Raw genomic sequence first — 10584 nt, 5'->3', positions numbered from 1 at the left:
ATGCGCCACTTCCCCGCCTTCCTCGACCTGCTGGGGCGTCGCGTACTGGTGCTGGGTGCCGGCGAGGTCACCGAGCGCAAGGCCGCACCGCTCACCGCCGCAGGGGCTGCGGTGCATCGCGCCGCCCGCTTCGCGCCGACGCTGCTGGACGGTGTCGCGCTGGCGATCGGCGCCGACGCGCCTGAGGAGGATCTGCGCGCGCTGTCGGCCGCGGCCCAGGGGCGCGGCATCCCCGTGAACATCGTTGACCGGCCGGATCTCTGTTCCTTCATCATGCCCGCCATCGTTGACCGCGATCCGGTGACGATCGCCATTTCGACGGGCGGCGCCGCGCCGGTACTGGCGCGCATGGTGCGCCAGACGATCGAGGCGACGCTGCCGCCCGCGCTCGGCGCGCTGGCCGCGTTGGCCGGGCGCATGAGCGCCACGGTGCGGCGCGCGCTGCCGGACCTCGACGCGCGTCGGCGCTTCCTGGAACGCGTGCTTGCCGGGCCGCCCGCCGACCTCGCACTGGCCGGCCGCGCCGGTGAAGCGGAAGCTGCCTTCCTGGCCGCGCTGCAGACCGCCGAGACTGCGCCGGCCGGCGTGGTCCATCTGGTCGGCGCCGGCCCCGGTGCCGCCGACCTGCTGACGCTCCGCGCGCTGCGACTACTCGGAGAGGCCGACGTCATCGTGCATGACCGGCTCGTCTCCAACGCCGTGCTGGACATGGCCCGGCGCGACGCGGAGCGGATCTATGTCGGCAAGGCGCGCGCCAATCACTGCCTGCCGCAGGAGGAAATCAACGCCCTGCTTGTTCGCCTCGCGCGGGCCGGCAAGCGCGTGGTACGGCTGAAGGGCGGCGACCCCTTCGTCTTCGGTCGCGGCGGGGAGGAAGCCGCCGCCCTCGCGGAAGCCGGCATTGCGCATGAGGTTGTGCCGGGTGTGACCGCGGCGCTCGCCTGTGCGGCGCAGTCGGGCATCCCGCTGACGCATCGTGATGCGGCGCGCGCCGTCACCTTCGTGACAGGGCATACGCGTGAGGGGCGGCTCGACGTCGATTTCGCCGGCCTGGCACGGCCCGGCCAGACGCTTGCGGTCTACATGGGCATCTCGACCCTGCAGGAACTGGAGGTGGGGCTGGTGGCCGCCGGGCTGGATCCCTCGACGCCGGCCGCGGTCATCGAGAATGGAGGCACGCCGGCGATGCGGGTCCTGGCGGGCACCCTCGCCTCGGTTGCACACGATGCGCAGGGCTGGTCACGCGGCGGACCTGCCCTGGTGATGGTGGGCGAGGTCGTCAGCCACGGCGGCGCCATGACCGCCGCGCGGGCGCGTTTCGCCGAGCCCTGCACAGCCTGGGAGCGGTCGCACCGCCCCACATCCTGGCCCGGTCGTCACGCGGCGAAGGGGACGGCGCAATCTGCGCCCGTCCTGATGAACGAAACCGTGCGCCGATCCGCAATCTTCCGCCTGCGGACAGGCTGGACCGAATCTGGCGGCTGCTGCGACAACGAGGCTGGGCGCCTTCACAAGCCGTGAAGATGCACGAACCTACTGTCGGCCGCGTCATCCGAACGGCGCCGTCCTTGTCCGCATACCTGGAGCCCGCGCGCGTATGTCCAGCCAGATCTTCAACGACGTGACGCTCGACATGCTGGAGCGGATCGCTGCACGGGTTGATGTCGCCGGCGTCGCCTTCCGTATCGACGAGGACCAGCGATCCGGCACGGCTGCCGGGAACACGCCTCTGGGGGAGGTCGAACTGCGCTTCGATCTCGCTGCCGAGCGCGCGGAGCTTTCCGTGACTATCCTGCGCAAGCCGCCCTTCCTCCCGACCGGGATGCTCTGGTCGGAATTCTCCCGCGCCATCGAGCGTGCCCGCGCGGAATCGGTTGCCGCGATGGCCCGGGACGGCGCGGGCGCCTGATGGCGCGACACCCCGCAGCGCCCGGCGGGATTCGGCGCCGGATGCGCAACGTGTATTCTCCGCATGAATCTCAGGCTCGGGTCCCATGATACGTTCGGTCTTCTTCCGAATCCGCGCGCCGGTGCTGGCGGTCCTGCTGCCGCTGGCGGCCTGCAAGGTCGGGCCCGATTTCACGGAGCCGACCGCGACCCTTGCCGAACGTTGGCTTCAGGCAGGCGAACCCGCTGTGGTGACGGATCGCGCGACCTATGAACGGTGGTGGACCGTCTTCAACGACCCGACCTTGAACGACCTGGTCGACACCGCGTACCGGCAGAACCTGACGCTGCTCTCGGCCGGCACGCGGGTGTTGGAAGCGCGGGCGCAACTGGGCGTCGCGGCAGGTGAATTCTATCCGCAGTCGCAGTCGGTCGGCGGCGGCCTGACCTACCTGCGGCCGAGCGAGAGCGACCCGAGTGGCGTGACCCAGGTGGGGCTCGGCGAGTTCTGGCGCGGGGCGCTGTCCGCCAGCGCGGCCTGGGAGCTCGATTTCTGGGGGCGCTTCCGCCGCGGCGTGCAATCGGCCGATGCGGCCTACCTGGCCTCGATCGCGCGCTACGATGACGTGCTGGTGACGCTGGTGGGCGATGTGGCCTCGACCTACATCGGCATCCGCACCCTGCAGGCACAGATCGCCATTGCACGGGCCAATGTCGTCCGCCAGCGGATGGCATTGCAGATCGCGCGGGACCGCTGGCGTGGCGGGGTCAGCACCGCCCTCGACGTCGCGCAGGCCGAGAACGTGCTGGCGCAGACCGAAGCATCCGTGCCGCAGCTGACGGCACAGTTGGAACAGGGCCAGGCGGCGCTGCGGGTGCTCCTGGGCCTCGCCCCGCAACCGATGGATGCGCTGCTGGCCGGCCGGCCCGATATCCCGACGCCGCCCGAGACAGTCGCGGTCGGCATCCCCGCCGATCTGGTCCGCCGCCGTCCCGACATCCGCGTCGCCGAACTCCGCGCGGCCGCGCAGAGCGAGCAGATCGGCATGGCGCTCGCCGAGTTGTACCCGGCCTTCAAGCTGACCGGCGTCTTCGGGTCACAGGCGAGCAATGTCGGCGCCAATCGCGTGTCGGACATGTTCACGTCCAACGCGATCCAGTTCGCCTTCGGAGCCAGCTTCTCCTGGCCGATTCTGAACTACGGGCAGATCACCAACAACGTCCGGGTCCAGGATGCGCGGCTGCAGGGCTTGCTGGTCGACTATCGTGACGCCGTGCTGCGCGCGCAGCGCGATGTCGAGAATGGGCTGAGCGGCTACCTCCAGGGTGGGCGGCAGGCGGTACTGCTCCGCCGCAGCGTCCGTGCCGCCGAGCAGGCGCTATCCATCGCGATGGACCAGTACCGCATGGGCACGCGTGACTTCACCACCGTGCTGACCGCTATGCAAAACGTCTATGCCGCGCAGAACAGCCTGGCGGTCGCGCTGGGCAACCGCGCCACGTCGCTGACGACCGTGTACAGATCGCTCGGCGGTGGCTGGCAACTGCGCGAAGGCAACGACTTCGTCAATGACGCGACGCGCGACCAGATGCGCGCGCGCACGGATTGGGGACGGCTGCTGCCGCCGAGCGGCACGCCGCAGCCCGCCGCCCCCGGCCTCCCCGGCCCCGCAGACCGTGGCCCCGACATCCGCGCACCGCAATGGTGATGATCATGCATCAGGCTCTGCTCCGTGGACTCACAGTGGCCCGTCGCATGCCGACGCGGCGGATCGCGATCATCGCCGCCCTCGTGCTGCCGATCGCCCTCGCGGCGGAGCGGTCAGGCGCGCAAGGGCTGATCGACCGCTTGTGGGATGACGTGACCGGGCGCGGGACTTCGGCCGCACCGGCGCAACCCGGCGCGGCCGGAACCGCCGCGACACCGGCAACGCCGCGCCCGACGGCGCCGCCGGCGCCCGCACGGCAGACGCCGCCGCCAACGACGGCCCAGACGGCCCCGCAGGCGCCGCCCACCATCCCCGTAACGTCACCGCGCAGCCAATCGGTCGGCGAGACGATGACGCTGACCGGCAATGCCGCGGCGGTGAATAAGGTGAACCTGGTGGCCCGCGTGGTGGGCTATCTGGAACAAGTTCACTTCGAGGATGGCGCGCTGGTGCGTCGGGGTGACCTGCTGTTCACCATCCAGCAGGATCAATACAAGGCCCAGCTACGCCAGGCGCAGGCGCAACTCCAGCTGCAGCGCGCCGCGCTGACCCATGCGACGACCGAGGTCGCCCGGTACACCGCCCTGGTTCGCCGCAATGCCGCGACACAGATCGAGGTAGACAACTGGGTCTATCAGCGCGCCGCGGCCGAGGCGAACATCATGAACGCACAGGCCCAGGTCGATATCGCCAACCTGAACCTGAGCTACACCGAGGTCCGCGCGCCCTTCGACGGGCAGATGGGTCGCCACCTGATCGACCCGGGCAACCTTGTCGGCAGCAGCGGCCAGAATGCGGTGCTCGCGGAAATCCTCCAACTCGATCCGATCTATGTCGAGGTAAACATTTCAGCGCAGCAGGCGCAGCAGGTGCGTGCGAATCTCGACCAGCGCCGCCTGACGCTCGCCGAGATGCAGCGCGTGCCGGTCGAGGTTCAGTTGCAGGGCGAGAGCGGCTTCCCGCATCGCGGCACGCTGAACTACGTCGCGCCACAGATTGATTCCGCGACGGGGACGCTGTTCGTGCGCGGCCTGCTGCAAAACCCGAACCGGACCTTGTTGCCAGGCGTGTTCGTCAACGTGCGCCTGCCGATGGGCCGCACGCTGCAATCCGCGCTGCTGGTGCCGCAGCGCGCGCTGCAAGAAGATCAGGGCGGGCGCTACCTGCTGCTGGTCGACCAGAACGACACGGTGCAGAAGCGCTATGTCCAGCTCGGGCCGGTTGTCGGCGCCTGGCAGGTGGCAACCAGCGGCGTTGCGGCCAATGACCGCATCGTGGTGGGCGAGCTGTGGCGCGCATCTCCGGGCCTGCGCGTGCAGCCGCAGCCCACGACGCTGCCGCAGTAGGAAGGACACCGCATGTCCAAGTTCTTCATCGAGCGGCCGGTCCTCGCCAATGTCCTGGCGATCGTGCTGGTTGTCCTCGGCGCGGTGTCGCTGTTCCGGCTGCCGATTTCCGAGTTCCCCAACATCGTACCGCCGACCGTCATGGTGACGGCGAATTATCCGGGTGCCACGGCACAGACCGTCATCGACACTGTCGCCCTGCCGATCGAGAATCAGGTCAATGGTGTTGACGGCATGCTCTACATGTCGTCCACCAGCGCGCCGGATGGCACCTATCGCCTGACGGTCACCTTCCGCATCGGCACCAACCCGGACACGGCGCAGGTGCTGGTGCAGAACCGGGTGTCGCTCGCGCTCGCCTCGCTGCCGACGCCGGTGCAGGCGCAGGGCGTGAACGTGCAGAAGAAGAACACCGCCATCCTGCAGATGGTGGCGCTCGACTCAGCCGATAATCGCTACGACAGCGGCTTCCTCAGCAACTATGCGACGATCAACTTAGTGAATGTGCTTGCCCGTCTGCCAGGCGTCGGCTCGGTCACGGTGTTCGGTGCCGGCCTCTATGCGATGCGGATCTGGATGGATCCGGAGAAGCTGTATTCCTTCGGCCTCGAGCCCGCCGACGTCATCAATGCCATCCAGCAGCAGAACCAGGTGATCGCCGCCGGACAGGTCGGCGCACCGCCGGCACCTTCGACGCAGCAGTTCCAATACGCAATCAATGTCCAGTCCCGACTGAACGAACCGGAGCAATTCGCCAGCATCGTGGTGAAGGATCAGACCAGCCAGGGCGGCCGGTTGATCTATCTGCGAGACGTCGCGCGGGTCGAACTCGGCGCGCAGAACTATGCGCAGGATTTCCATTTGGATGGGCGTCCGGCAGCCGGCATCGCCATCTACCAGACGCCGGAAGCCAATTCGCTGCAGGTCGGGCAGACCATCCGCCAGACGATGACGCGGTTGTCGCAGCGCTTCCCGGAGGGGATGCGTTTCTCGATCCCCTACGACACCACCACCTTCGTCAACGCTTCGATCAACGAGGTGTATTCGACACTGTATCAGGCCGGTATCCTGGTGCTGATCGTCATCCTCCTGTTCCTGCAGAACTTCCGCGCGACACTGGTGCCGGCGACCACCGTCCCGGTCACCATCATCGGTGCCTTCGCAGGCATGGCGGCACTCGGCTTCACGGTGAACCTGACCACCCTTTTCGGCATCGTGCTCGCCATCGGCATCGTGGTGGACGACGCCATCGTGATCGTCGAGGGCGTGACCAAGCATATCGAGGGCGGCAAGAACGGCGTCGAGGCGGCCATCGAGGCGATGCGCGAGCTGTTTGGCCCGATCATCGGCATCACCCTCGTGCTGATGAGCGTCTTCCTGCCCGCGGCGTTCGTCCCCGGCCTGACGGGCCAGATGTTCGCGCAGTTCGCACTGGTGATCGCCGCGACTGCGCTGATCAGCGCCGTCAACGCCGCGACGCTGAAGCCCACGCAATGCGCCATGTGGCTGCGCACACCCGTGCCGCCGGAGAAGCGGAACTTCTTCTACCGTGGCTTCAACCGCGTCTACGACGCCTTCGAACGCTGGTACACTGCTTTGGTCGCCCGCATGGTGCGTATCAGCGGCGTGATGGTCGTCGCTGCGCTCCTGGTTTCCGGCGGTGCACTTTGGGGCCTGACGCGCATCCCGACGGGCTTCATCCCGATCGACGACCAGGGCTACCTGTTGCTGTCGATCGAATTGCCGGAAGGTGCTGCCCTCGGCCGCACGGCAGCGACGCTGGAACAGGCGCGCCAGATCGTCCAGCAGGTGCCGGGCGTACAGCAGTTCATCGCGCTCGCGGGTGTGTCGCCACTCGACAACTTCGCAGATCTTTCCAATGCCGGTGTTGCCTGGGTGATCCTGAAACCCTTCGCTGAGCGCGACCCGCATCCGGAGATGGGCCTGCTCCCGTTGTACGAACGGCTGACGCGCGACCTCGCGGCCTTGCAGGATGGGCGGGCGGTCGTGCTGCCGCCGCCGCCCGTTCAGGGCATTGGCAATGCCGGCGGCTTCCAGATGCAGCTCGAACTGCTTGGCGGCAGCTTCGACTACGGCAAGCTGGATGCGCTGACGCGCGAGATCCTCAACCGTGCCGGCCGGGAACCGGCGCTGCGCAACGTGCTCACGACGTTCCGTGCGAATGCGCCGCAGGTCACGATCACCGTCGATCGCGAGCGCGCGCAGCAACTGCGCGTGCCTGTGGGCGATGTTTTCGCAATGCTGACGGACTATGTCGGCTCCTCCTACGTCAACCAGTTCAATAAGTTCGGCCAGTCGCTTCAGGTCTATGTCCAGGCGGACTCACGCTTCCGGCTCAATCCGGATGATCTGCTGAACCTGCATGTGCGCAGCCAGGACGGGCAGATGGTGCCGCTCGGTGCCGTTGCCTCGATGGGCCAGGCGGTGGGGCCGCCGCTCGTGACACTCTACAACTTGTATGCTTCCTCGACGGTCGTCGGCGGTCCGGCGCCGGGCTTCAGCTCAGGCCAGGCGATGGAGGCGATGGAGCGCATCGCCCGCAGCGTGCTACCGAGCGATGTCTCCTTCGAATGGACGGCGATGTCCTATCAGGAGAATGTCACGGGCAATACGCTGATCTACGTCTTCGCCCTGTCGCTGCTGCTCGTCTACCTGTGCCTTGCCGGACAGTATGAGAGCTGGATCCTGCCCCTGTCAGTGCTTGCGGCCGTGCCGCTGGCGCTGGTCGGGCCAGTACTGGCGTTGTCGGCCGTGGGGGCGGCCAACAACCTCTATGTTCAGATCGGCCTGATGCTGCTGATCGCGCTCTCGGCAAAGAACGGCATCCTGATCGTCGAGGTGGCGCGGGAAGAACGCCTGATCCACGGCAAACCGATCCTCGAGGCCGCCGTCGAGGCGTCCCGGATGCGGCTGCGGCCGATCCTGATGACGTCCTTCGCCTTCATCCTCGGCGTTCTGCCGCTGGTGCTGGCGACCGGGGCGGGGGCGAATGCGCGGCGTTCGCTCGGCATCAGCGTGTTCAGCGGAATGCTGGCCTCGACCTGCCTTGCCGTGCTGTTCGTGCCATCTTTCTTCGTGGTGCTGCAGCGCCTGGACGAATGGAAGAAACGACGGAAGTCAGGTGGTCCAGCGGCGGAAGCGGTCGGCGGCTGATCGTCGCCCCGCCGATCCGAGATCGCGCTATCGTCGCCGCTCGAACCAGCCGACGATCCCGCGCGGCAGGAACAGGATGAACAGCACCAGCAGAATGCCGTAGACCAGCGGCGCCGCGCCGATGAATGCCGTGCCGAAGGCGACGCGCAGGGTCTCCTCCAACGCGATGGTGAAGGCGGCGCCGACAGTCGGGCCAAGCATCGAGTACATGCCGCCTGCCAGCGCGCCGAAGACGATCTGTAGCGAGATGCCAATGCCGGCCAGCGATTCCGGATTCAGGTAAAGCCGGTACTGCGCCCCCAGCGCACCGCCAAGCGCGGCGAGCCCCGCCGAGATCAGCGTGATCATCATCTTTTCGCGCGTCACGCGGATGCCGATGGCGGCGGCCGCGTCCTCATCCTCGCTGATGGCCGCGAGCGCCTTGGCGGACATGCTGCGATCGATCCACCACCACACCAGGATGCCGAAGGCCCATGCCGTGACGGCCAGCCACCAGAAGCCCTGCTTGCTGAACTGCATGGCAGCAATGGCGTTGTCCGGCGCGAGCCGCGGTGTCATGCCCAGTGACCCGCCCGTATGGTCACGCAGGGCGACGATCAGGATGCGCACGATCTCGCCGGCAGCCAGAGTGACGAGCGCGAAGTAGTGCCCCACCACACGCAGCCGAAAGCAGGGATAGGCCAGCAGCGCAGCGGCCGCGACACCAAGCGCAACACCGGCGGGCAGACCGATCCAGGGCGACAGTCCGATATCGTTCCACAGCAGCGCCATCGTGTAGGCTGCGATGCCGATGAAGGCGCCATGACCGAAGGATACCAGCCCGAAGCGCCCCATCAGCGCCCAGCCCGTGCAGCTCAGCGCCGAGAGCATGGTCGCGATGCCGAGGTGCAGGAAATAATCGGGCAAGCCAAGGATGGGCAACGCCGCAAGTAGGGCGCAAAGCGCGATCGCAATTCGGGTCATCGAGCGAACAGCCCCCGCGGCCTGGCGAACATGACGACGATGAAGCAGGCGAAGGCGACGACGTAGCTCATCTCCGTGTTCCACCAGAACCCGCCGGTGGAGATGATGACGCCCATCAGGAACGCCGCGAGGAACCCGCCAAGCATGTTCCCCAGACCGCCCATGACGCAGATCATGAAGGTGATCGGGCCGAAGCTCAGCCCGATGAAGGGATGCACGTCGAGCTGAACGACCAGAAGGCAGGCCGCCAGACCAGCAAGGCCACCGCCGATCGCCGAGGCGACCAGATAGATGCGGCGCGGATTGACACCCATCAGTGGCATCACTTCGCGATCGCGTGCGATGGCGCGAATGGCCGTGCCGACATAGGTGAATTTCAGGAAGGACCAGAGCACCGCGGCCCCGACAAGCGCGGCGATGAAGGCCACCAGCTTGGTGCCGGAGACGAAGATCTCGCCGATCTCCATCGGCGGCATCTCCACACCGAGGGAGCGGAAATCCGTGCCGAAGGTCAGCATCGCTGCCCCCTGCAGAATGAACAGCACGCCGCCCGTGGCGAGCACCTGTGTGATCGGCGGACTGCCGAGCAAGGGCCGCACCACAAGCTGATGCAGCAGGAGGCCAAGCACGGCGACCACCGGCAGGCAGACGGCAAAGGCGGCGATCAAGGGCCAGCCGGCCTGCGTATGCAGGAACCACACGCAGTACATGCCGACCATCACCAGTTCGGCATAGCAAAGCCAGACCACGTCGACGACGCCGAAGACCAGGTTGAGGCCCAGCACCGGCAGGGCGAAGACGCCGCCAAGCAGGATGCCGTTGACGATCGCTTCCAGCAGGAACGGATCCAACTCAGTGCCCTCCCAGGAAGGCGCTGCGGATCATCGGATCCGAGGCCAGTTGCGCGGAGGTGCCCTCGGCCACGACGCGGCCAGCATCGAGCACATACGCACGGTCCACGACGCGCAGGACCTGCGCGACGTTCTGCTCGACGATCAGCACCGTGAGACCCTCTGCCCGGATACGCTCGACCAGCGCGAAGACCTGCGCGACAACGAGCGGCGCCAGGCCGGCCGAGGGTTCGTCCAACAGCAGGATCCGCGGGCTGCACATCAGCGCCCTGCCGATCGCGCACATCTGCTGCTCGCCGCCGCTCATGGTGCCGGCCAATTGGCGCCGGCGCTCCTTCAAGCGCGGGAACATGCCGAAGACATAGTCGATGCGCTCGGGGAAGCGCCGGCGTGCGCTGGGGATGTAGGCGCCGACCTTCAGATTCTCCTCGACCGTCAGATGCGGGAAGAGGCGGCGGTTCTCCGGCACATGCGCGATGCCGATCGCCGGCAGCGCATGGGCCGGCAAGGTCGCCAGGTCGGCAGCGCCGAAGCGAGCCGTGCCGGCCTTGGGCCGCAGCATCCCCGATATCACGCGCAGCAGGGTCGTCTTGCCCGCGCCATTCGGCCCGACGACGCCCACGGCCTCGCCCGGCGCGACCTTGAGGCCGACGT

The 10584-nt window shown here is 67.5% G+C and carries 7 protein-coding genes and 1 pseudogene; 5 read left to right on the top strand and 3 right to left on the bottom strand.

All coding sequences use genetic code 11. The annotated features are described in order from the left end of the window. From cysG to AC2YHJ_RS01850, 5 genes are all read left to right on the top strand, one after another. Positions 1–1521, top strand: a complete 1521-nt coding sequence (gene cysG / locus AC2YHJ_RS01870) for a siroheme synthase CysG (RefSeq protein ID WP_487393606.1) — start codon at positions 1–3, stop codon at positions 1519–1521. A gap of 76 nt (positions 1522–1597) precedes the next feature. Further along, a complete protein-coding gene (locus AC2YHJ_RS01865) occupies positions 1598–1909 on the top strand; it encodes a hypothetical protein (RefSeq protein ID WP_487393605.1) in 312 nt (103 codons plus the stop codon). Between the two features lie 85 nt (positions 1910–1994). Then, positions 1995–3596 (top strand): efflux transporter outer membrane subunit, encoded by a 1602-nt coding sequence (locus tag AC2YHJ_RS01860; RefSeq protein ID WP_487393604.1) that lies wholly within the window; start codon positions 1995–1997, stop codon positions 3594–3596. A 35-nt stretch (positions 3597–3631) separates the two neighbouring features. Further along, a complete protein-coding gene (locus AC2YHJ_RS01855) occupies positions 3632–4942 on the top strand; it encodes an efflux RND transporter periplasmic adaptor subunit (protein ID WP_487393603.1) in 1311 nt (436 codons plus the stop codon). A gap of 12 nt (positions 4943–4954) precedes the next feature. Further along, positions 4955–8116 carry an efflux RND transporter permease subunit gene (locus AC2YHJ_RS01850; protein ID WP_487393602.1) on the top strand — a complete coding sequence of 1054 codons (3162 nt, stop codon included), beginning with the start codon at positions 4955–4957 and terminating at the stop codon, positions 8114–8116. 27 nt (positions 8117–8143) lie between these two features. Here the strand turns inward: AC2YHJ_RS01850 and AC2YHJ_RS01845 are convergent, their stop codons facing one another. The 3 genes and pseudogenes from AC2YHJ_RS01845 to AC2YHJ_RS01835 all read right to left on the bottom strand — a co-directional run. Next, the gene (locus tag AC2YHJ_RS01845; RefSeq protein WP_487393601.1) at positions 8144–9079 is read right to left on the bottom strand and encodes a branched-chain amino acid ABC transporter permease; all 936 of its coding nucleotides are present in this window, start codon (positions 9077–9079) and stop codon (positions 8144–8146) included. Continuing rightward, complete coding sequence (locus AC2YHJ_RS01840; protein ID WP_487393600.1) at positions 9076–9930, bottom strand: branched-chain amino acid ABC transporter permease; 855 nt, start codon at positions 9928–9930, stop codon at positions 9076–9078. The genes AC2YHJ_RS01845 and AC2YHJ_RS01840 overlap by 4 nt, the downstream gene beginning before the upstream one ends. Before the next feature lies 1 nt (position 9931). Continuing rightward, positions 9932–10576, bottom strand: a pseudogene (locus AC2YHJ_RS01835) (ABC transporter ATP-binding protein); the annotation flags it as partial. Positions 10577–10584: the final 8 nt, after the last annotated feature.

It is taken from the genome of Roseomonas sp. SRI_022 (assembly GCF_057586215.1).
Note: the sequence above shows the minus strand (reverse complement) of the source record. Positions and strands in the feature narration are given on the sequence as shown.

What these genes read in the sequence shown, in the direction of transcription:
- cysG (WP_487393606.1), top strand. Translation starts at nt 1, where the DNA reads ATGCGCCACTTCCCCGCCTTCCTCGACCTGCTGGGGCGTCGCGTACTG.
- AC2YHJ_RS01850 (WP_487393602.1), top strand. Translation starts at nt 4,955, where the DNA reads ATGTCCAAGTTCTTCATCGAGCGGCCGGTCCTCGCCAATGTCCTGGCG.
- AC2YHJ_RS01865 (WP_487393605.1), top strand. Translation starts at nt 1,598, where the DNA reads ATGTCCAGCCAGATCTTCAACGACGTGACGCTCGACATGCTGGAGCGG.
- AC2YHJ_RS01845 (WP_487393601.1), bottom strand. Translation starts at nt 9,079, where the DNA reads ATGACCCGAATTGCGATCGCGCTTTGCGCCCTACTTGCGGCGTTGCCC.
- AC2YHJ_RS01860 (WP_487393604.1), top strand. Translation starts at nt 1,995, where the DNA reads ATGATACGTTCGGTCTTCTTCCGAATCCGCGCGCCGGTGCTGGCGGTC.